Raw genomic sequence first — 19,933 nt, 5'->3', positions numbered from 1 at the left:
ACTTGCCATGAAATTAATCAGGTGGCTCAATTATTTGGTTGCAGGGGCATTCGTAATAGTGCCATGGAGTTTATCTGCGCAGGGATTAAGCCTGGAAGAGGTACAGGAACGGGCGCGCGACAACTATCCGGCTATTCAACAGAAAGACTTAATTAAGGAGACCGCCGAACTAACCATTCAAAATTTAAATAAAGCTTATTATCCTCAGCTTTCATTAGTCGGACAAGCTGCCTACCAATCTGAAGTCACCAGAGTCAATATATCACTGCCCGGGGTATTGGTAGATCCGATGAGCAAGGATCAGTATAAAGCGATTGCGGATATAAGCCAGGTATTGTTTGACGGAGGATTAATAAGTAAACAAAAGCAGCTGCAACGCTTGAACGCCGAGGTGGAAAAAGAAAAAAATGAAGTGGAGCTGTATAACCTTCGTGAGCGTATCAACCAGTTATATCTCGGCATTCTGTTACTTGACGAGCAGATTAAACAAATCGACCTTGTTAAGTCGGATTTAGAGACCGGGATCCGTCAGACTAGTGCGCTGGTAAAGAACGGAGTCGCTTTCCGCTCCGACCTGAATAGTCTTGAGGCCGAGAAGCTGAAGATAGAACAGCGAAATATAGAGCTGAAATCTTCGAAAAAGGGATTAGTGCAAACATTGTCTCTCTTCCTGAAAGCACCCATCGATGAAAATGTTCAGCTGCGGGCTCCGTCTCCGACAATAATCGTTTCGGAAATCAGGCGTCCTGAGATCAATTTCTACACGAAGCAAACCGAATTGATTCATCAGAACAGGCAATTGCTGCGTGCTAAAAATTTGCCCAAAGCGATCTTTTTCGGACAGGGTGGGTATGGCAGACCCGGTTTGAATATGCTGCGGAACGAATTTGACTGGTTTTACCTCGCCGGAGTCCGGTTTTCCTGGAACATCAGCAACTTGTATACAGCCAAAGAAGAAAGAAAGCTAAACGATATCAACGCTAAATCTGTCAATATCCAAAAGGAAACGTTCCTGTTAAATACCAATTCCCGGCTAAGCCAGCAAAAGGCCGAAATAGAAAAGCTGGAGATGCTCGTCGAGACCGATAAGCAGATTATCGCTTTGCGGGAAAAGGTAAAAACCGCTGCTAAAGCGCAGTTGGAGAATCGGGTCATCCATGCAGCAGATTATATACGGGAAGTGAACGCCGAGGATCAGGCCAGGCAGGATTTAATCATCCACCGGCTGCAGCTGATCCAGGCACAAGTAGATTATAATACCCTAGCAGGAAACTAAATATGAGCAGACTTTTAACTTTAGTACTTGTGGCAGGACTCGCATCCTGCAACAAAGATCCGGATAAAGCAGATGCCTCAGGAACATTTGAAGCCGAAGAAGTAGTGGTTTCCTCAGAAATAGGCGGTAAGATAATCTCATTTGATCTGGAAGAGGGCCAGGCATTGTCAAAAGGTAAAATAGTTGGATTAATTGATGCTGAGAACCTGATACTTCAGAAAGCACAGGTGGAAGCAAGCATAAAAGCCCTGCAACAAAAGATGACGAATGTTCGTCCGCAGGTTGAATTGCTCAAGAATCAGTTACTCGTGCAGACTTCGCGGCTTGCAAGCCTTCAGCGTGAACGAAAGCGGACCGCTAATCTCCTGGCTGAAGATGCGGCTACGGGAAAGCAACTCGATGATCTCAATGCGCAGATTGATGTTTTAGAAAGGGAGATGGCAGTTACCCGTCAGCAGATTAGTGTGCAGAAAAACACCGTTGGCACACAGAACCGAAGCATCCTTAGTGAGGGTGGGCCTCTGCAAAAGCGTGCAGAGCAGATAGACGATCAGATAAAGCGTGCCAACATCACGAACCCGATCAGTGGAACGGTGATTACCAAATATGCCGAAGCAGGGGAGGTGACGTCTCCGGGAAAAGCACTCTATAAGATTGCTGACCTGAGCATGATTACGCTTCGTGCTTACATCAGCGGAAGCCAGCTTTCGGACGTTAAACTGGGACAGCGTGTTAACGTCCGGGTAGATAAGGGTGAAGATGAGTACAAAGAATTTGCAGGCACCGTTACCTGGATATCGGACCAGGCAGAGTTTACTCCAAAAACCATTCAAACTAAAGAAGAACGTGCAAACCTGGTATATGCCATGAAGGTAGTAGTCAGGAATGACGGCTATCTCAAAATAGGGATGTACGGCGAAGCGATTCTTAATAAAGACATCAGATGAAAGCCTTAACAGCCGAGCATATAGTAAAAATGTATGGCAGCAGAAACGCTTTCACCTGCGCTTTAAATAATATTTCTTTTGAGGTTGAGCAGGGCGAGCTGTATGGTATTATCGGACCCGACGGTGCAGGGAAGACCAGCTTGTTCAGGATATTGACTACTCTGCTTCTGGCTGATAAGGGTAGGGCCACAGTAGACGGCTTTGATGTAGTACGGGATTATAAAAGCATCAGAAAGCGAGTAGGGTATATGCCCGGAAGGTTCTCTCTTTACCACGATCTGACGGTAGCAGAAAATCTCGAGTTCTTTGCTACCATCTTCGAAACCTCCATCCAAGAGAACTACGACCTGATAAAAGATATTTATTCGCAGATTGAGCCGTTTAAAGACAGAAAAGCAGGCAAGCTATCAGGAGGGATGAAGCAGAAGCTCGCTTTAAGCTGCGCCCTGATCCACCGGCCTTCGGTGCTTTTTTTGGATGAACCCACTACGGGTGTTGATGCGGTATCTCGTAAGGAATTCTGGGATATGCTCAAGGGATTAAAGCAACAGGGGATTACGATTGTGGTATCTACCCCCTATATGGACGAGGCTGAATTGTGCGACCGGGTGGCCCTGTTGCAAGCAGGCAATATTTTATCTGTCAATAGTCCTAAAGGGATAACTGGGAGCTTCGGAAAGCCATTGTTGGCGGTACGCTCCTCCAAAATGTATCGCTTGTTGAATGATTTGAAAGCTTTTGAATTTGCGGAGGATGCGTATGCTTTTGGTGAGTACCACCATTTGGTGCTTAAAGGTAACACAGATAAGGAAGATATCCGCCGGCTTATTGTTTCGAAAGGGCATGAAGATGTTGAAATATGTGCGACGAGCCCTATGATTGAAGATTGTTTTATTGCCCTGATGAAAACCTCATGAAAACGGAAAGTGCCATCATCACTGAAAATTTGACCAAGCGGTTCGACCGTTTCACTGCTGTAGACGCCATTTCTTTTCAAGTAGCAAAAGGCGAAATATTCGGCTTTTTGGGTGCCAATGGCGCAGGAAAAACAACAGCTATGCGAATGTTATGCGGGCTTTCGCGGCCAACTTCCGGAAATGCTTCTGTTGCAGGCTTCGATGTCTATAAGCAAACCGAAGACATCAAACGAAACATTGGTTACATGAGTCAGAAGTTTTCGCTTTATGAGGATCTTACCGTAAAGGAAAACATGCAGTTTTACGGAGGTATTTACGGAAAGAGTGATGCCTTCATTAAGGAAAAGACGGCCTATGTACTGGAAGAACTACATCTCGAACAGGAGGCAAAAAAGCTGGTTAAGTCACTTCCATTGGGCTGGAAACAGAAACTGGCATTTTCTGTGGCGATCTTTCATGAACCCGGCATCGTGTTTCTTGACGAACCCACCGGCGGCGTGGACCCGGTTACCCGCAGGGAGTTTTGGAGCTTAATTTATCAGGCAGCAGAGCAGGGAATAACGGTGTTTGTAACCACCCACTATATGGACGAAGCGGAATATTGTAATCGTATCTCTATTATGGTAGACGGGAAGATTGAAGCCCTGGACACGCCTTCGGGACTGAAAAGGACTTTCGAAGCAGAATCAATGGACGAGGTTTTTTTGAAGCTGGCACGAAAAGCAGTAAGAACTGCAGATTAATACTATTCTAATGAAACAGTTCTCTTCGTTTGTTAAGAAAGAGGTTTACCACATCATTCGGGATCGGCGGACGCTGTTCATTCTGCTGGTAATGCCTATCGCCCAGATTATTATCTTCGGTTTCGCCTTAACGAATGAAGTGAAAAACTCGGCTATTGCTGTCCTTGATCAGTCAAAGGATGCAGCAAGTATTGAATTAATCAGCCAGATTGATGCCAGCGACTACTTTACGGTTCAAAAGCAGCTCTCCTCCTATAAAGAAATCGAAGCCGAATTCAGAAAGAGTAAAATCAAAATGGTTCTGGTATTTCCTCAACGCTTTTCTGAAGATTTAAGGCACTTCAATAAGGCACAAGTACAGTTTATCACCGATGCTTCGGACCCAAACGTAGCCAGCACAATAAATTCCTATGCAGCCTCCATTATCAGAGATTACCAGAACAGGATGAATGACGGCCTCCAGCTTCCATACACCATTAAAATGGAATACCGGATGCTCTATAATCCGCAGTTGAAGGGTGCCTACAGTTTTGTTCCAGGGGTTATGTCGATGGTTCTGATGCTTATCTGTACCATGATGACAGCGATTACCATTGTAAAGGAAAAGGAAATCGGTACGATGGAGGTTATGTTGGTATCTCCCGTCCGTCCACTTAAAATCATCATTGCAAAAGCAGTGCCTTATCTCCTGTTGTCGGTGGTAAACATTTGCAGTATCTTGCTGCTCAGCGTTTTTGTGCTTCACGTTCCTATTAACGGGAGTATTACCCTGCTGCTCTTTGAAAGCATATTGTTTACGCTCACTTCTCTGGCTTTAGGCCTTCTTATATCTACCGCGACCGATTCTCAGCAGACGGCTATGTTCATCTCACTTACCGGGATGTTTCTGCCGACGATTATGCTGAGCGGATTTATGTTCCCGATTGAGAACATGCCATTACCCTTGCAGATTTTGTCGAATATCGTTCCGGCCAAATGGTACTATATCATTGTGAAATCGGTCATGATCAAGGGGGTTGGCTTTTTTGTTATATGGAAAGAAACCTTGGTTTTGGCGGCTATGATGATGTTCCTGCTTATACTTAGTATTAAAAAGTTTAAAATCAGGCTGGTATGAGGATATTGAAATTTCTGCTTCAAAAAGAATTCAGGCAAATCTTCCGTAATCCGGCGATTCTGCGCATCATTTTCATAATGCCTGTCATGCAGTTGTTAATTCTCCCCCTTGCAGCAGATTATGAAATGAAAGATATCAAACTTAGTGTCGTAGATCTCGACCATTCATCTTATTCCAGGCAGCTTGTTTCTAAAATCACCGCTTCAGGCTATTTCAAATTGACCGGCTTCAGCGCTTCCTATAAAGGAGCAATGAACGATATTGAAGAAGACCGGTCGGATTTGATACTCACCATCCCATTCAGGTTTGAGAAAGATTTGGTGAGGGAAAGTGAGAATACGCTGTTCATGTCGGTAAATGCCATAAACGGAGTCAAGGCAAATTTAGGCGGCGCGTATATGGGGATGATTATTCAGGACTTCAACCGGGATGTCCGCCTGAAGTGGTTGGAGTTCCCCAGGATGAATCCGGAACCGCTGGTTGAGGTTACTTATTCCCATTGGTTTAACCCTCTAATGAGTTACAAGCACTTTATGGTGCCGGGAATCCTGGTTGTGCTGATCACGATGGTGGGGTCTTTTCTGGCCACTTTAAACATTGTAAAAGAAAAGGAAATAGGAACCATTGAGCAGATAAACGTTACCCCCATAAAAAGGCACTATTTTATTCTCGGAAAGTTGATTCCCTTCTGGGTTTTGGGAATATTGATTTTAACTGTTGGTTTATTTATCGCCAGGGTGATCTACGGTATTATACCTGTAGGTCATTTCTACGTGATTTATGTTTTTGCGGCCGTCTATCTGTTAGCCATACTGGGTTTGGGACTGCTCATTTCTAATTATTCCAGCAATCAGCAGCAGGCCATGCTTATTTCTTTCTTTTTGATGATGGTTCTTATCCTGCTAAGCGGGATTTACACTTCAATTGATAGCATGCCTAATTGGGCCATATGGTTCACGCGGTTGAATCCCGTGACTTATTTTGTGGAAGTGATGCGAATGGTCATTTTGAAAGGAAGTGGCCTGGAGGATATATCAAGGCATATTTTTACTATGCTTGGTTTTGGCCTGTTACTAAACGGATGGGCTATTTTGAGTTATCATAAAAGGAGTTGAACATGACGTTTTGCTGGTATTCTGGGGCGACTGATGCCCTTGTTCCGATAAGCTTGACAAAAAGTTAATAGATTGATCTCAGAGGCTTAACACTGGTTTTTTACCTTTGCAGGGAAGTACATGATTGCTTAACCCAACGAGCTGATTTTGGCTTTTTTTTATATCACTCGAGTCGTAAATCGCGTTAATTCGTTTCATCTTAATACATACCAACTTATGGATATTCATTATTTAACTGCCGGTTTGGTATTAATAGCAGTTCTTGCGTTAGTTGTTTATCTGATCCGGAGAAATAGCAAGGATCGCAGAAAATTGCAGAAAGACATCACACGGGCTGAACTGAAACCGGACAAGCATAACGACGATGAGGCTTAAGGCAGCCATTTATAAAAGGAGCTGACTTAAGCCTCGCATGTGGTTCGTGGTGAATGTTTGATTAACATTCTATACAACTGTTTAATGGAAGGTGCCCGCATATCAGGCTATTTTCCTGAAGGTTTTAGTTTGGCCTTGCTGACGTAAACTTTTTTGCCTTTTGCATCAACATAATAATATTGGGATTTATTGTCGATATATATCGTTTGACCCTGCGGTCCAACTTTATCTTTATACGTTTTATCAACAACTTTGGCTGCCCCTTTCGCCGCAATCTCGGAAGTTTTGTTGCCGACCTTCTTAGCGGTTTTCTTAATTGCGGGGTCCGGATTCACTTCAAGGGTGTCTTTTCCGCTTTGAGCGATCGCCTCAAATGACATGCTCATCACTAACGCCAAGAGCAGGCTTTTCCATATCGTTTTCATAGCTATCTTGTTAAATACCAGTTTATAACAAGCAGCTTCATGGTTCTGTTTGCTATGTTGACGTTAAAGTCTCGTCTTTCGTTGGCCAATTTTGCAATGACAGATTTTAAGTAATTTAGAATGGCCTCCCGGTGTCAGCTGTTTGCTGGCTGGGGCAGCGCGTATACGATTTATATTTCAGAAAACAATACAGACAGAACGGTGTACTTTTGTATTCCATGATATGAAAATAGCAACTTATAATGTAAACGGAGTTAACGGCAGGCTGCCGGTTTTACTTCGATGGCTCGAAGAGTCGGCGCCCGATATTGTATGCCTTCAGGAGCTTAAGGCGCCGCAGGAGAAATTTCCAGGGCAAGCCATCCAGGATGCCGGGTATAACGCCATCTGGCATGGCCAAAAGAGTTGGAACGGGGTGGCCATTCTTGCACGGAACCGTGAAATTAAAGAGGTGTCACGGGCACTACCCGGAGACCCGGAGGATGAACATAGCCGGTACATCGAAGCAATGGTGGACGGCATGTTGATCGGCTGCTTGTATCTGCCTAATGGAAACCCGGTTCCGGGACCGAAGTTTGAGTATAAACTGCGTTGGTTTGAAAGACTGACTACGCATGCAGCTGAGCTATTGCAATCTGGTCTGCCCGTTGTTTTGACTGGCGATTATAATGTGATGCCAACCGAACTGGATGTATATAAACCTGAACGATGGGTGGAAGATGCCTTGTTCAGACCGGAGGTCAGGCAGGCGTTTAAAAATCTTGTTGATCAGGGATGGACAGATGCTTTGAGAAAGCTTTATCCGGAGGAGAAAATATATACGTTTTGGGATTATTTTCGAAATGCCTACGGACGGGATGCAGGACTGCGTATCGATCACTTCTTATTAAGCCCTGAGCTCGACAAGCGTTTGGTTGCGGCGGGAGTGGATAAGCATGTACGGGGTTGGGAAAAGACCAGTGACCATGCTCCGGTTTGGATGGAGCTTGCAGACGGTATGGCTAAACGAGCTGGCAGGATAAAAAAGGATTAATAAAAAAAGAGCAAGCAGTGTGTATTCTGCTTGCTCTTTTTTTTATTAATCCTTTATGGCTATTTCTGATGCGCTTCAAGCCATTTTCTGGCATTTACAAAAGCCTCTATCCATGGGGTAACCTCGTCCTTCCGTCCTGCCGGATAATGAGCCCAGTTCCATTGAAATATCGAACGTTCAATATGTGGCATGGTCACCAGGTGACGACCGGTGTCATCGCATAGGATAGCGGTATTGTATCCTGATCCGTTCGGATTAGCAGGATAGTTCTCATATCCGTATTTCGCTACGATCTGGTATTGATCCTGATCCATTGGTAACTGGAATTTACCTTCCCCATGGGAGATCCACACGCCAAGGGTGCTTCCGGCAAGGCTTGATAGCATGATGGAGTTGTTCTCCTGAATAGTCAGTGAAGTAAATCCACTTTCGTGTTTATTACTATCATTGTGGAGCATCTTAGGTTTGTTCTGGTGGTCCTTGTTGATCAGGCCCAGTTCGATGAAGAGCTGGCAACCGTTACAGATACCGACAGAGAGGGTATCTGGACGGTCAAAGAAGTTTTCGAGCGCAATTCTGGCCTTTTCGTTATACAGAAAAGCTCCGGCCCATCCTTTAGCGGATCCGAGTACATCGGAGTTGGAAAATCCGCCCACTGCACCAATAAATTGGATATCCTCCAGGGTTTCGCGACCAGAGATTAAGTCGGTCATGTGTACGTCTTTCACGTCGAAGCCTGCCAGATACATGGCATTAGCCATTTCTCTTTCTGAGTTGCTTCCCTTTTCCCGTATGATAGCTGCTTTTATACGTGGTTTGCCTTCTTCCAAAACAGGTTTCTTCCCATCAAAATGAGAGGGGAATGAGTATTTCAGTTGCTGGTTTTTATAGTTATCAAAACGTTCTTTAGCCTTTATAGGGCCGCTTTGTTTTTGATCCAGGAGGTAGGAGGTTTTAAACCAGACGTCGCGTAAATCGTCAATGTCGAGGTTTAATGTAGCGGACCCCCGGCTGGTTAGGTTCAGTTTGGCGGTACCGTTGACTGTACCGATTCTATGGAAGCCGATGCCGTTAACAGACAGCGTCTCTTCCACATCGCTGGCTGCTTGAAACACTACGCCGATGTTTTCAGCGAAAAGGAGCTTGATAATATCCTGCTCACCGAGAGAGGTGAGGTCGATATCTGCTCCCAGCTCTCTGTCAGCGAAACACATTTCAAGAAGAGTAGTGATGAGACCGCCACTTCCGATATCATGGCCGGCCTGTATTTTGCCATCTTTTATCAGTTCCTGAAGAGTATTGAATGTTGTTTTGAAGTTTGCCGCGTTTTTCACGTCAGGCGCTTCATCGCCGATTTTGTTCAGTATCTGGGCAAAGGAGGAACCACCCAGTTTATAGTCATCACCGGATAGGTTGATGTAATAGATGTTACCACCATCTTTTTGCAGAACCGGCTCGACCACAGCGGTGATATCGCTGCAATTACCACCTGCTGATATAATAACGGTACCCGGAGCAATTACATCGCCGTCCTTGTACTTTTGTTTCATGGACAGCGAGTCTTTTCCTGTTGGAATATTGATGCCGAGGTCTATGGCGAAGTCTGAACACGCTTTTACAGCCTCGTAAAGGCGTGCGTCTTCACCTTCATTCTTACATGCCCACATCCAGTTGGCGGATAGGGAAACACTGGTCAGGCCATCTTTTAGAGGCGCCCAAACGATGTTGGAAAGTGATTCTGCAATGGCGTTACGGCTTCCTGCGGCGGCATCGATCAGTGCTGTCAAAGGGGAGTGGCCTACTGATGTTGCGATACCTTCTTTTCCCTGGAAATCAAGTGCCATAACACCGCAGTTATTTAAGGGCAGCTGTAGCGGTCCTGCACATTGCTGCTTGGCAACACGTCCGCCTACGCAGCGATCTACCTTATTTGTTAACCAGTCTTTACATGCTACGGCCTCAAGCTGCAATACCTGGTTAAGGTACGTATTAAAGTTTGCTGCATCGTAAGTCAACGGCTGATATTTTCTTTCAATTTTATTATCCTCCATGATCACCTTTGGAGAGCTGCCGAACATATCTTTCAGCTCCAGATCCATTGGTTTGATGCCGGTAGTTGCTGATTCAAATGTAAAGCGGTGATCGCCTGTGACAGTCCCTACGGTGTACATCGGGGATCTTTCGCGATCAGCTATTCTTTTCAGTGTGTCAATGTTCTCTTGTCCGATGACGAGACCCATACGCTCCTGAGACTCATTTCCGATAATTTCTTTAGCGGAGAGAGTTGGGTCACCGACAGGTAGTTTATCCAAATCGATCTTACCGCCGGTATCTTCCACCAACTCTGAAAGACAATTCAAATGTCCGCCTGCGCCATGGTCGTGAATGGAGATGATGGTGTTATTATCGCTTTCTACCATACCGCGAACAGCGTTTGCTGCTCTTTTCTGCATTTCGGGATTCGACCGCTGAACAGCATTAAGTTCAATGCCTGAACCAAGAGCACCGGTATCTGCAGATGATACAGCTGCGCCCCCCATACCGATCCGGTAGTTTTCTCCGCCGAGGATAACGATTTTATCGCCGGTTGAAGGCTTCTGCTTTTGCGCCTGGCTTGCTTTTCCATAGCCGACTCCACCTGCAAGCATAATCACCTTGTCAAATCCAAGTTTGCGATTATCTTCGGTATGTTCGAATGTCAGGACAGATCCTGTAATTAATGGCTGTCCGAACTTGTTACCGAAATCAGAAGCACCGTTAGATGCCTTGATCAGGATATCCATTGGTGTCTGGTATAACCACTGTCTCTCTTCCATGCCCTTTTCCCAGGGGCGGTTTTCTTCCAGTCTGGATAAAGCGGTCATGTAAACAGCGGTACCTGCCAGAGGTAATGAACCTTGTCCGCCGGCAAGCCTGTCCCGGATTTCACCTCCTGAACCGGTAGCCGCCCCGTTAAATGGTTCGACGGTAGTAGGAAAATTATGTGTTTCGGCTTTTATGGAAATAACTGACTCGAATTCACTTGTTGTGTAGTAGTCGGGCACATCGGCACGCTTAGGAGCAAACTGAAGAACTTTAGGGCCCTTGATAAAAGCGACGTTGTCTTTGTAGGCCGATACGATGTCGTTTGGATGTGTTTCAGAAGTTTTTCTGATCAGTTTAAAGAGGGAAGAGGGTTGTTCCTCGCCGTCTATCACAAATTTCCCGTTAAATATTTTATGACGGCAGTGCTCGGAATTAACCTGAGAAAAGCCGAAGACTTCGGAGTCAGTGAGAGGGCGTCCCAGTCGTTGAGAGAGGCTGATCAGATAATCTACTTCTTCATTACTCAGGGAGAGTCCTTCCTGCGTGTTATAAGCAGCAATGTCTTGAATTTCTTTGATCTCCTCAGGCTTTACGTTAACGGTGTACAGATCCTGATTCAGCTCTTTGTATTTCTGAGACAGCATAGGATCAAAGCCGGTAAAGCTATCTTCTACCCGGTGGAATTCTTCGATCCTGATGATGCCCTGAATACCCATGTTTTGAGTGATCTCCACAGCGTTGGTGCTCCACGGGGTGATCATAGCAGCACGGGGACCAACGAATGAAGCCGTTAAAGTGCTTTCATTACTGAGGCTTGCACCACCAAATAACCATTCCAGCTTGGGAATATCGCCCGCAGACAGCTGTTGTTGTGATTGTACTGCGAAAACTATGTTGGATTGACTAGAGAAGAAATAGATCATTGTAATGTTTTGATTTGCAAATTTAGTTTTAATGCTTGGAATGCCTAATGAATGAGGGGAATAAACCATTTTTTTCAGTCATTTTTAAGCGCTTTTTCAAAATCTGCGTTTTATGTTGTGGAATTCTATGACATAAGCCATCCTACTAGAAAGTGGATCAGGATCTTCTTTAAATCACATCATCTGTAGAGGTACCGCTAGGATAATGGGTTTTTAGATATGATTCCCGTGTGAATGGATCATTTAAAACTCAATTACAATGGCACAATTAGATATTTTCAATCAGCAATGGATAGATGTCGTTTTTACCGGGCGAAATCAGGCCTATGGTGCGTACCAGCTGCGCAAAAATAATAGTCGCACGACTGTTCAGTCGATGCTTTTCGGATCGGCATTTTTTATTCTTGCGATGAGCGCTCCTCTGATTTCGAGATATTTGAAGGGTGCTGACTCTGAACTGTCGGCTGCACGTCCGGACCTGCAAACAGATGTTGTCCTGATATCTCCGCCGGCGATCGACGAGAGTGTTCCACCACCGCCCGTGGTGGAGCCCCCCAAGCCACGTACTGATCAGGTCAAATTCGTTCCTCCCAGGGTGGTTCCTGCCAGTCAGGTTGTGGATGAAATCCCTACGATAGACGACTTAAAAGTTGCGGATCCCGGTCCGGAGACAGTAAAGGGAGATCCCGGGGCAGAGGTTGTAATCGACCAGGCGGTAGGAACCTCATCAATAACTCATGCTGCGGTTATTGAAGATGAACAGGTTTATAGTATTGTATCCATTGAGCAGATGCCCGATTTCCCGGGAGGCTTATCCAAATTCTATGGCTATATCAGTAAAAATTACAATTATCCGGCAGCTGCTAGGGAGCAGGGAGTTTCAGGAAGAGTGATTGTAAGCTTTATAGTGGAGAAGGATGGAAGTCTGACGGATATAAAAGTTCTCAGAGATATGGGATTGGGAACCGGCGAAGAGGCGATGCGCCTGCTGAAGAAATCACCTAAATGGAGGGCAGGTGTGCAGAACGGGAGAACGGTACGGGTTCAATATACACTTCCGATTATGTTGAATCTTGAAGCCCAATAGCAGGTGCAGCCCGGAGGCGGGGGCTCTGGTCTTCATAAGATGAAGGTGTCAGGCATTAAATAAGGCTAAACTTTTGATTCGCTTTTATTTAATGCCTAAGTTTGTATAGACACCAGCCTATACTATGAAATACCTGTGTATCATTATGGTCTGTATGATAGCTTCAGTTGGCAATGCCCAGGTGAAGCTGCTTAGCCTTGAAAATTTTGATAAAAGATTGGCAAGCGGTAAGGATACTACCTTTGTTGTCAATTTTTGGGCCACATGGTGTGCGCCCTGTGTGGAGGAGCTGCCGCATTTTGAAAGGCTGCAGGCAGAGAAGAGCTCATCGCCCCTTAAAGTGATTTTGGTTAGTGTTGACTCGAAATCCAAACTATCCCAAGTTGTTGATCCATTTGTAAAAACCCATAAGCTCCAATCAGAAGTGTATATTTTTGACGAGCCGGATCAACAGAAGTTCATAGACCATGTAAATAAAAGTTGGAGCGGTTCTGTGCCGGCAACTCTTATCGTCCATGCAGCCTCTTCAAGGCGTGATTTTTATGAACGGGAATTCTCTTTTGAAGAACTTAAAACGCTAACTATAAAACCCCATTAAGATGAAAAAAGTTGTTATGTCGTGCTTCCTGTTGCTTGCTGTTTGCATGAAGCTATCCGCACAAGGATATACCGTTGGTTCGGTTGTGGAAGACTTTCGTTTAAAAAATGTTGACGACAAAATGGTGTCACTTGCTGATTTTAAATCAGCTAAGGGCTTTATTCTGGTCTTTACCTGCAATACCTGTCCGGTTGCCAAAGATTATGAGAACCGTATTGTCGCTCTTAACGATGAGTACGCTGCTCAGGGTTACCCGGTGATTGCCATCAATACAAACGATCCGGTTGCCTCGCCAGGAGACAGTTTTGGAAAGATGCAGGAGCGCGCGAAAGAAAAGAATTTCAAGTTTCCGTACCTGGTGGATGCTGATCAGCAATTGACTAAGCGATTTGGTGCCGCCCATACGCCAACGGTATACATTCTGTCGAAGACAGCCAAAGGAAATGTTGTTGAATATACCGGCGCCATTGACAATGATCAGGATGAAAGCAATCCTTCCAGGTCGACATTTGTTAAGAATGCGGTGAATGAACTGATGAACGGAAAGAAACCCTCCGTCAGCAAAACGAAGGCGGTTGGATGCACCGTTAAATGGAAGAAGGCTTAAGGGCCTGATTGATTTCGCATAACAGCAATCCACTTCCACCTCCGTAATGTAATACAACGGGGATGTTTAGCATTCGATCTTTCAGGATCAGGCGGATTTCACTTTCGTCTGATCCTGATCCCAATAGGATAAGATCGTAGTTTGGTGCATTTAACATCATCCCCGCTGTCTGCGAAGACAGGGCTATATCCCCTTGCCACATGGGGTTCTGATTGATTAGGCGTAAAATCGTCTCCATAATCTGCTCATTGGTGCCGATGGCGAGAATTTTTATATTCCGCATTAGAGACGAACTTCCATGGGAACTTCCATAATAAGAAATTCAGCGTCGGATGTTGCTTCAAGCTGAGCATCTGAAACATCCCATAGGCCATAGCCGTCCCTTGTTTCCAGCTCCTGTCCTTCCACCCTTAGCCTACCCTTCAGGACAAAGAAATAGATGCCGTTTCCCTCTTTTTTTAAGTTATAGGTAGCCTGTTTGCCCTGATCAAAGCGTCCTATGTGGAACCATGCATCCTGATGAACCCAGACTCCCTCGTCATCTTTATTTGGAGAGAGGATCTGATTAAGAACGTTCGGTTTATTATCGATGTTCATGTTAATCTGATCATAGCGGGGAGTAACATCCCTCTTATTTGGAAATATCCAGATTTGAAGGAATTTTACAGGCTCCTTAGGGTCTTTGTTATATTCTGCATGATAGATTCCTGTACCGGCACTCATGACCTGAATCTCTCCGGCTTTTATAACAGCGACGTTTCCCATACTGTCTTTATGCTGAAGTTCGCCTTCGAGAGGGATTGATACAATTTCCATATTATCATGGGGATGGTCGCCGAAGCCTCTTCCTCCATCTACTGTGTCGTCATTCAGCACTCGCAGCGCACCAAAGTGGATGCGTTCAGGATTGTAGTATCCCGCAAAGCTGAAAGTGTGGAAGCTTTTCAGCCATCCATGATCGGCTGAACCTCTTGTTGCTGCTTGATGTAATACTGATTTTTTCATACTACAAAGTTATCGCTGTGCAAACACCGGGCACTTAATTTAGGTTAAGAAAAGCGAGATGCAATCGATACCTTTAACCTGATGTGAATCAAGCTATGCAGATATGAATGTTGATTTTACTACGCTACAGCAGGAGTTTAAGAGAGTCTTGTTGAAAAACGGATTTGGAGATGCGAAGGCGGAACTATGTGCCCGGACCTTTGCAGAAAATAGCAGAGATGGTGTTCATACCCACGGATTGAACCGGTTTCCGGTGTTTGTAAAGGCGGTGAGGGAGGGGTTGGTTGATCCGTCTGCTGAGCCGGAACGTATTGACGGGATGTCTGCCCTTGAGAACTGGGAAGGGCACCTGGCTCCCGGCATTTCGAATGCAATCCATTGTATGGATAGGGCAATATCTCTGGCCAGCGAGTTTGGTATCGGTTGTGTGTTCATTAAAAATACGAATCATTGGATGCGCGGGGGAACCTACGGCTGGCAAGCAGCGGAAGCGGGCTTCATTGGCATCTGTTTCACCAATACAATTGCCAATGTCACTCCCTGGGGCGGGACGGAGCCGCGGTTAGGTAATAACCCGATCGTTATTGCCGTACCCCGGGTTGGAGGCCACATCGTTTTGGACATGGCCGTATCTCAGTATTCTTTTGGCAAGATCCAGGAATATAAATTCCGGGACGAACATCTCCCGTTTCCGGGTGGTTATGACCAGGAAGGGGAGCTGACAAGAGATCCGGTCAAGATCATCGAGACGCAGCGGGCTTTGCCGATCGGATACTGGAAAGGGTCAGGATTGTCGTTGTTGGTCGACGTCTTGCTCACCGCTCTTAGCGGCGGAAGATCCACAGGGGTTATTACCGGAGGAGGCTCCGAGTCGGGCGTTTCGCAATGTTTTATTGCGATAAAGCAAGGGTCAGGAAATGCTGCCCTTGTAGAGCAAATCCTTGACTTCACGAAACTCGGCCATCCGGAAGAGGTGAGATATCCGGGTGAAAGTACACTTTCTAAACGAAACAAGCATGCGACTGGCGGGATCCCTGTAAATGAAAGGATCTGGAACGACATACTGAATTTGTAGTCAGCCTACTTTTTTTTAAGCAGGTTGTTCCTCATTTTGCTGAAAAACTCGGGAGTTACACCAATATACGAGGCTACCTGTTTGAGGGGTATGTATTCCGTTAGACTGGGATATTTATCACAAAATTTGGTGTAGCGCTCTTCTGCGGTGAGGCTTAAGTTGTCGAGTACTCTCTGCTGTGATGCGACGAGCGACTTTTCTATTATGATCCGAAAGAAGCGTTCAAATTTTGGAACCTCTCTGTAAAGGAGCTCCTGGTTATTTTTTGACAGCTTTAAGACTTCCGTTTCCTCCAGTGCTTCTATGTTCAGCATGCCGGGTTTTTGCGAAATCAGGCTATACATATCGGCTATCCACCAACCTTTTGGAGCGAAGTTCAACACGTGTTCCATTCCGTTTTTATCGTAACTATATCCTCTGAGGCAGCCCCGCGTTACAAAGGTTGAATAACGGCAGATTTCTCCGGTTTGGAGAGTCACTTTCTTTTTGGGGATCAGGCCGGGTTTCAAAAGCGACACAAACAGGTCCTTCTCCCTGGGCTCAAGTGAAATGAAAGATGCAATGTTTTCCAGTATCAGGTCTGTTCCGGTCATAATAGCTAAAGTTATAACAAAAATGTTAGGGTTACGGGAATAGTGCGCTCCTATGTCAAACGGGGGCTGATTTTAAGCTTTTTCCCGAAAACGATTCCGTAAATAAATCCGGTCAAACGCTGTCTTCACAAGGATATTTTCATCAATTTTACTGAGCAAACAACAATTTAAATAACCAAATAAGGATATGTCATCAGAATTTTCAGGTAAAGTAGCAGTTGTAACCGGTGGTGGTGGCGTGCTATGCAGTACAATGGCTCAAGCTTTAGCAGACAGAGGAGCAAAGATTGCCATTTTAGATTTGAGAGAAGAAACAGCCGAACGGGTTGCGGCGGAGATCAGAGAAAAAGGCGGCGATGCTGTGGGCGTTGCATGTAATGTTCTGGACGTTGAGAGTCTGAAAGCTGCTCATCAGAAAGTGAACGAGCTACTTGGCCCTTGCGATATCCTGATTAACGGAGCAGGTGGAAATCATCCAAAAGGAACGACGTCAAAAAGCTTCCTGCTGGCAGAAGACCTTAGCTCTACGGAAGAGGGACTGAAGACGTTCTTTGATCTGGATCCTGAAGGAATCAAGTTTGTTTTCGATCTGAACTTTATTGGTACACTATTGCCAACGCAGGTGTTTGCCAAAGATATGATTGGTAAAAGCGGGGCGTCTATCATTAATATATCGTCTATGAATGCGTTTACTCCGTTGACAAAGATCCCTGCATACAGTGGTGCGAAAGCAGCGATATCGAACTTTACACAATGGCTTGCCGTTCATTTCTCTAAAGTGGGTATTCGGGTAAATGCTTTAGCGCCCGGCTTCTTCCTGACAGAACAAAACAGGACATTGCTTACGAATACAGACGGGAGCCTTACTGACCGTGGGAATACCATCATCTCTCATACTCCAATGAGTCGTTTCGGAACACCGGATGATCTTACCGGCACGTTGTTATGGCTGTGTGGTGATGGATCGCTGTTTGTTACGGGTGTTGTCATTCCGATAGATGGCGGCTTTAGTGCGTTTTCAGGTGTTTAATCAGTAATAAAATCGAGTATATGGCATTAGAACAAACTTGGAGATGGTACGGTCCAAAGGACCCGGTTTCTCTTTCAGATATCAAACAGGCAGGTGCTACGGGTATTGTTACCGCGCTGCACCATGTTCCAAACGGTCAGGTTTGGACTAAAGAGGAGATCATGAAAAGAAAGCAGGAAGTGGAAGCTGCAGGGCTGAGCTGGTCTGTGGTGGAGAGCGTTCCTGTTCATGAGGATATCAAGAAACGTACAGGAGATTATCAGCTGTATATAGACAACTATAAGCAGACGCTGACTAATCTGGGTGCATGCGGTATTGACATCGTATGTTACAACTTCATGCCAGTTTTGGATTGGACAAGAACCAATCTTGATTACGAAATGCCTGACGGTTCTACCGCTTTGCGTTTTGAAGCGGCGGCGTTTGCAGCATTCGAGCTTTATATTTTAAACAGACCGGGTGCAGAGGCGACCTATACGGACGAGCAGAAGCAAAAGGCAAAAGCGTACTTCGAGTCTTTAGGGGAAGAGGATAAGAAAGCACTCGTAAAAAACATTATCGCAGGACTTCCGGGTTCTGAGGAGGGCTACTCTCTGGAAGATTTCCTGAAAGTGCTGGCCGGATATGATGCGACCGGACCTAAAGAACTGAAAGCGAATTTGTACAGCTTCTTATCGGAGATCGTTCCTGCCGCTGAACAAGCGGGAGTCTTATTATGTATCCACCCTGATGATCCTCCGTTTCCCATCCTTGGCTTACCCCGCGTAGTAAGTACGGAAGCCGATATTGTGGAGCTATTTGAGGCTGTGGACAGTCCAAATAACGGGTTGACTTATTGTACCGGTTCTTTCGGCGTTAGAGCAGATAATGATCTTGCAGGGATGGTTGAACGTTTGGGTCACAGAATTCACTTCATCCACCTGAGAAGTACCCGCCGGGATGCTGAGGGAAATTTCCATGAAGCAGATCATCTTGACGGAGATGTAGATATGTATGCCGTTATGAAGGCTTTAGTAGAGGAGCAGGAGAGGCGTAAGGCAGCAGGAAGAACAGACCTGCGTATGCCGTTCCGCCCGGATCATGGTCATAAAATGCTGGATGATCTTAAAAAGAAGACTAATCCGGGGTATTCAGCCATCGGCCGGTTACGTGGTCTTGCAGAACTGCGAGGTCTTGAAGTCGCCATCCGTAGAAACAAAGGGATTTAGTTAGATGCAGTAGATCTTCGCTCAATCAGGTTTGAGCGAAGAACTATTGTTTGGTTTTCCATTTTAAAATGAGGCTTCTTGAGGGCTTCAAACAAAGCGATTGCCGCCTCTCTCCCCATGTCAAAGGCAGGCTGCGTAATTGTTGTTAATGCAGGGTTTAGCAATGATGCTGTTCTTAAATTAGAAAAGCCAACTATCTTCACATCCTGCGGTATGCGTAAACCCAGTTCAGCGCATACCTCATAAGCTAATATAGCTAAGGATTCTACGGAAGCAAATACACCATCAGGCCTGTCATTATCACTAAAAATGTCTTTTATTTTTTTGTAGTTCTCTGCGGAATTTGTATTGCACCGAACAATAAACTCTTCCCGGTGCAGAAGTCCACACTTGGAGACGGATTCCATATATCCTTTCATGCGCTGTTGTTCGATCGATAAATCGCCTGAATAGGTGAGGTAAGCTATTTTCTTGCTCCCTCTGCTGATGAGATGGCTCGTAGCCAGATAGCCGCTTTCGAAGTTGTTGGTAGTTATTTTAACGGTTTCAATGGTGTCGGATACCCGATCGAAAAATACGACAGGCACCTTGCTTTCCTGCAATTCTTTAAGGTGCTCTGTGTCTTCTGGTCCGCCGGACAGCGACATCAGAATACCGTCCACGCGGCCATTTAATAGTAGCTTTACTATATCAGCTTCCTTCTGAAGGTTTTCGTGTGTGATATAGATCAGCACATGATAATTATTAGCCTGTGCAACTTCCTCAATGCCATTGATCGCCACAGAGAAATAGTTGTTTGCGATCTCCGGTAATATAATAGCTATCGTTTTACTGCTGCGGTTTCTGAGGCTTCTGGCAAAAGGATTTGGCTGGTAGTTAAGCTTTTTAGCGAGGGCAACGACTTTCTTCTTTGTTTCTTCACTGATGTCATAGCTATCGCTTAAAGCCCTGGAGACCGTAGATATTGCCAGGTTTAATTCTTTAGCAAGCCGTTTTAAGTTTACTTGGTCCATAATCCCGCTGCGAAGATATCAATTATATAACTGAATGTTCG

At 45.3% G+C, this 19,933-nt stretch carries 20 protein-coding genes; 14 read left to right on the top strand and 6 right to left on the bottom strand.

Translation table 11 applies throughout. The features are described 5' to 3' along the window. The first annotated feature begins 7 nt into the window (after positions 1–7). From ACKI5J_RS03435 to ACKI5J_RS03405, 7 genes are all read left to right on the top strand, one after another. Positions 8–1,276, top strand: coding sequence for a TolC family protein (locus ACKI5J_RS03435; protein ID WP_407426531.1), 1,269 nt, complete (start codon positions 8–10; stop codon positions 1,274–1,276). 2 nt (positions 1,277–1,278) lie between these two features. Continuing rightward, the gene (locus tag ACKI5J_RS03430) at positions 1,279–2,223 is read left to right on the top strand and encodes an HlyD family secretion protein (RefSeq protein WP_407426529.1); all 945 of its coding nucleotides are present in this window, start codon (positions 1,279–1,281) and stop codon (positions 2,221–2,223) included. Further along, entirely contained in the window at positions 2,220–3,140 is a 921-nt protein-coding gene (locus tag ACKI5J_RS03425) for an ABC transporter ATP-binding protein (RefSeq protein ID WP_407426527.1), read from the top strand. The genes ACKI5J_RS03430 and ACKI5J_RS03425 overlap by 4 nt, the downstream gene beginning before the upstream one ends. Further along, positions 3,137–3,883 carry an ABC transporter ATP-binding protein gene (locus ACKI5J_RS03420; protein WP_407426525.1) on the top strand — a complete coding sequence of 249 codons (747 nt, stop codon included), beginning with the start codon at positions 3,137–3,139 and terminating at the stop codon, positions 3,881–3,883. The genes ACKI5J_RS03425 and ACKI5J_RS03420 overlap by 4 nt, the downstream gene beginning before the upstream one ends. A gap of 10 nt (positions 3,884–3,893) precedes the next feature. Continuing rightward, on the top strand, positions 3,894–5,000 hold the full coding sequence (locus tag ACKI5J_RS03415; RefSeq protein ID WP_407426524.1) for an ABC transporter permease: 1,107 nt from the start codon (positions 3,894–3,896) through the stop codon (positions 4,998–5,000). Beyond that, positions 4,997–6,115, top strand: a complete 1,119-nt coding sequence (locus tag ACKI5J_RS03410; RefSeq protein ID WP_407426522.1) for an ABC transporter permease — start codon at positions 4,997–4,999, stop codon at positions 6,113–6,115. Before ACKI5J_RS03415 ends, ACKI5J_RS03410 begins: the two co-directional genes overlap by 4 nt. 216 nt (positions 6,116–6,331) lie before the next feature. Further along, positions 6,332–6,490, top strand: a complete 159-nt coding sequence (locus ACKI5J_RS03405) for a FeoB-associated Cys-rich membrane protein (protein ID WP_407426520.1) — start codon at positions 6,332–6,334, stop codon at positions 6,488–6,490. A 107-nt stretch (positions 6,491–6,597) separates the two neighbouring features. Here ACKI5J_RS03405 and ACKI5J_RS03400 read toward each other — a convergent pair whose 3' ends face one another. Then, a complete protein-coding gene (locus ACKI5J_RS03400; RefSeq protein ID WP_407426518.1) occupies positions 6,598–6,915 on the bottom strand; it encodes a hypothetical protein in 318 nt (105 codons plus the stop codon). Positions 6,916–7,138: 223 nt separating this feature from the next. Here ACKI5J_RS03400 and xth point away from each other — a divergent pair, with 223 nt between their 5' ends. Further along, complete coding sequence (gene xth / locus ACKI5J_RS03395; RefSeq protein ID WP_407426516.1) at positions 7,139–7,948, top strand: exodeoxyribonuclease III; 810 nt, start codon at positions 7,139–7,141, stop codon at positions 7,946–7,948. A 59-nt stretch (positions 7,949–8,007) separates the two neighbouring features. Here the strand turns inward: xth and purL are convergent, their stop codons facing one another. Continuing rightward, the gene (gene purL / locus ACKI5J_RS03390; protein WP_407426514.1) at positions 8,008–11,676 is read right to left on the bottom strand and encodes a phosphoribosylformylglycinamidine synthase; all 3,669 of its coding nucleotides are present in this window, start codon (positions 11,674–11,676) and stop codon (positions 8,008–8,010) included. Between the two features lie 259 nt (positions 11,677–11,935). Between purL and ACKI5J_RS03385 the strand changes: the two genes are divergently transcribed. The 3 genes from ACKI5J_RS03385 to ACKI5J_RS03375 all read left to right on the top strand — a co-directional run bounded on the left by ACKI5J_RS03385 (position 11,936) and on the right by ACKI5J_RS03375 (position 13,968). Further along, on the top strand, positions 11,936–12,763 hold the full coding sequence (locus ACKI5J_RS03385; RefSeq protein ID WP_407426512.1) for an energy transducer TonB: 828 nt from the start codon (positions 11,936–11,938) through the stop codon (positions 12,761–12,763). A 154-nt stretch (positions 12,764–12,917) separates the two neighbouring features. Next, positions 12,918–13,361, top strand: a complete 444-nt coding sequence (locus ACKI5J_RS03380; RefSeq protein ID WP_407426510.1) for a TlpA disulfide reductase family protein — start codon at positions 12,918–12,920, stop codon at positions 13,359–13,361. Between the two features lies 1 nt (position 13,362). Then, positions 13,363–13,968 carry a thioredoxin family protein gene (locus ACKI5J_RS03375; protein WP_407426508.1) on the top strand — a complete coding sequence of 202 codons (606 nt, stop codon included), beginning with the start codon at positions 13,363–13,365 and terminating at the stop codon, positions 13,966–13,968. Here the strand turns inward: ACKI5J_RS03375 and ACKI5J_RS03370 are convergent. Next, a complete protein-coding gene (locus tag ACKI5J_RS03370) occupies positions 13,949–14,251 on the bottom strand; it encodes a hypothetical protein (protein WP_407426506.1) in 303 nt (100 codons plus the stop codon). The genes ACKI5J_RS03375 and ACKI5J_RS03370 overlap by 20 nt on opposite strands. Next, complete coding sequence (locus tag ACKI5J_RS03365) at positions 14,251–14,973, bottom strand: pirin family protein (RefSeq protein ID WP_407426504.1); 723 nt, start codon at positions 14,971–14,973, stop codon at positions 14,251–14,253. The genes ACKI5J_RS03370 and ACKI5J_RS03365 overlap by 1 nt, the downstream gene beginning before the upstream one ends. A 103-nt stretch (positions 14,974–15,076) precedes the next feature. Here ACKI5J_RS03365 and yiaK point away from each other — a divergent pair, with 103 nt between their 5' ends. Next, complete coding sequence (gene yiaK / locus ACKI5J_RS03360) at positions 15,077–16,048, top strand: 3-dehydro-L-gulonate 2-dehydrogenase (RefSeq protein ID WP_407426501.1); 972 nt, start codon at positions 15,077–15,079, stop codon at positions 16,046–16,048. A gap of 5 nt (positions 16,049–16,053) precedes the next feature. Here yiaK and ACKI5J_RS03355 read toward each other — a convergent pair whose 3' ends face one another. Continuing rightward, on the bottom strand, positions 16,054–16,641 hold the full coding sequence (locus ACKI5J_RS03355) for a Crp/Fnr family transcriptional regulator (RefSeq protein WP_407426499.1): 588 nt from the start codon (positions 16,639–16,641) through the stop codon (positions 16,054–16,056). A 187-nt stretch (positions 16,642–16,828) separates the two neighbouring features. Between ACKI5J_RS03355 and ACKI5J_RS03350 the strand changes: the two genes are divergently transcribed. Next, positions 16,829–17,671 carry an SDR family oxidoreductase gene (locus ACKI5J_RS03350; RefSeq protein ID WP_407426497.1) on the top strand — a complete coding sequence of 281 codons (843 nt, stop codon included), beginning with the start codon at positions 16,829–16,831 and terminating at the stop codon, positions 17,669–17,671. A 20-nt stretch (positions 17,672–17,691) separates the two neighbouring features. Further along, a complete protein-coding gene (uxuA, locus tag ACKI5J_RS03345) occupies positions 17,692–18,879 on the top strand; it encodes a mannonate dehydratase (protein ID WP_407426495.1) in 1,188 nt (395 codons plus the stop codon). On the opposite strand, the gene ACKI5J_RS03340 is transcribed toward uxuA, so the two are convergent. Further along, positions 18,876–19,892 (bottom strand): LacI family DNA-binding transcriptional regulator, encoded by a 1,017-nt coding sequence (locus ACKI5J_RS03340; RefSeq protein ID WP_407426493.1) that lies wholly within the window; start codon positions 19,890–19,892, stop codon positions 18,876–18,878. The genes uxuA and ACKI5J_RS03340 overlap by 4 nt on opposite strands. Positions 19,893–19,933: the final 41 nt, after the last annotated feature.

The organism is Arcticibacter sp., from assembly GCF_045629565.1.
Taxonomy (GTDB): domain Bacteria; phylum Bacteroidota; class Bacteroidia; order Sphingobacteriales; family Sphingobacteriaceae; genus Arcticibacter.
Note: the sequence above shows the minus strand (reverse complement) of the source record. Positions and strands in the feature narration are given on the sequence as shown.

Excerpts from the sequence above, each read along its gene's own strand:
- ACKI5J_RS03435 (WP_407426531.1), top strand. The coding sequence starts at position 8 with ATGAAATTAATCAGGTGGCTCAATTATTTGGTTGCAGGGGCATTCGTA.
- ACKI5J_RS03430 (WP_407426529.1), top strand. The coding sequence starts at position 1,279 with ATGAGCAGACTTTTAACTTTAGTACTTGTGGCAGGACTCGCATCCTGC.
- ACKI5J_RS03425 (WP_407426527.1), top strand. The coding sequence starts at position 2,220 with ATGAAAGCCTTAACAGCCGAGCATATAGTAAAAATGTATGGCAGCAGA.
- ACKI5J_RS03420 (WP_407426525.1), top strand. The coding sequence starts at position 3,137 with ATGAAAACGGAAAGTGCCATCATCACTGAAAATTTGACCAAGCGGTTC.
- ACKI5J_RS03415 (WP_407426524.1), top strand. The coding sequence starts at position 3,894 with ATGAAACAGTTCTCTTCGTTTGTTAAGAAAGAGGTTTACCACATCATT.
- ACKI5J_RS03410 (WP_407426522.1), top strand. The coding sequence starts at position 4,997 with ATGAGGATATTGAAATTTCTGCTTCAAAAAGAATTCAGGCAAATCTTC.
- ACKI5J_RS03405 (WP_407426520.1), top strand. The coding sequence starts at position 6,332 with ATGGATATTCATTATTTAACTGCCGGTTTGGTATTAATAGCAGTTCTT.
- ACKI5J_RS03400 (WP_407426518.1), bottom strand. The coding sequence starts at position 6,915 with ATGAAAACGATATGGAAAAGCCTGCTCTTGGCGTTAGTGATGAGCATG.
- xth (WP_407426516.1), top strand. The coding sequence starts at position 7,139 with ATGAAAATAGCAACTTATAATGTAAACGGAGTTAACGGCAGGCTGCCG.
- purL (WP_407426514.1), bottom strand. The coding sequence starts at position 11,676 with ATGATCTATTTCTTCTCTAGTCAATCCAACATAGTTTTCGCAGTACAA.
- ACKI5J_RS03385 (WP_407426512.1), top strand. The coding sequence starts at position 11,936 with ATGGCACAATTAGATATTTTCAATCAGCAATGGATAGATGTCGTTTTT.
- ACKI5J_RS03380 (WP_407426510.1), top strand. The coding sequence starts at position 12,918 with ATGATAGCTTCAGTTGGCAATGCCCAGGTGAAGCTGCTTAGCCTTGAA.
- ACKI5J_RS03375 (WP_407426508.1), top strand. The coding sequence starts at position 13,363 with ATGAAAAAAGTTGTTATGTCGTGCTTCCTGTTGCTTGCTGTTTGCATG.
- ACKI5J_RS03370 (WP_407426506.1), bottom strand. The coding sequence starts at position 14,251 with ATGCGGAATATAAAAATTCTCGCCATCGGCACCAATGAGCAGATTATG.
- ACKI5J_RS03365 (WP_407426504.1), bottom strand. The coding sequence starts at position 14,973 with ATGAAAAAATCAGTATTACATCAAGCAGCAACAAGAGGTTCAGCCGAT.
- yiaK (WP_407426501.1), top strand. The coding sequence starts at position 15,077 with ATGAATGTTGATTTTACTACGCTACAGCAGGAGTTTAAGAGAGTCTTG.
- ACKI5J_RS03355 (WP_407426499.1), bottom strand. The coding sequence starts at position 16,641 with ATGACCGGAACAGACCTGATACTGGAAAACATTGCATCTTTCATTTCA.
- ACKI5J_RS03350 (WP_407426497.1), top strand. The coding sequence starts at position 16,829 with ATGTCATCAGAATTTTCAGGTAAAGTAGCAGTTGTAACCGGTGGTGGT.
- uxuA (WP_407426495.1), top strand. The coding sequence starts at position 17,692 with ATGGCATTAGAACAAACTTGGAGATGGTACGGTCCAAAGGACCCGGTT.
- ACKI5J_RS03340 (WP_407426493.1), bottom strand. The coding sequence starts at position 19,892 with ATGGACCAAGTAAACTTAAAACGGCTTGCTAAAGAATTAAACCTGGCA.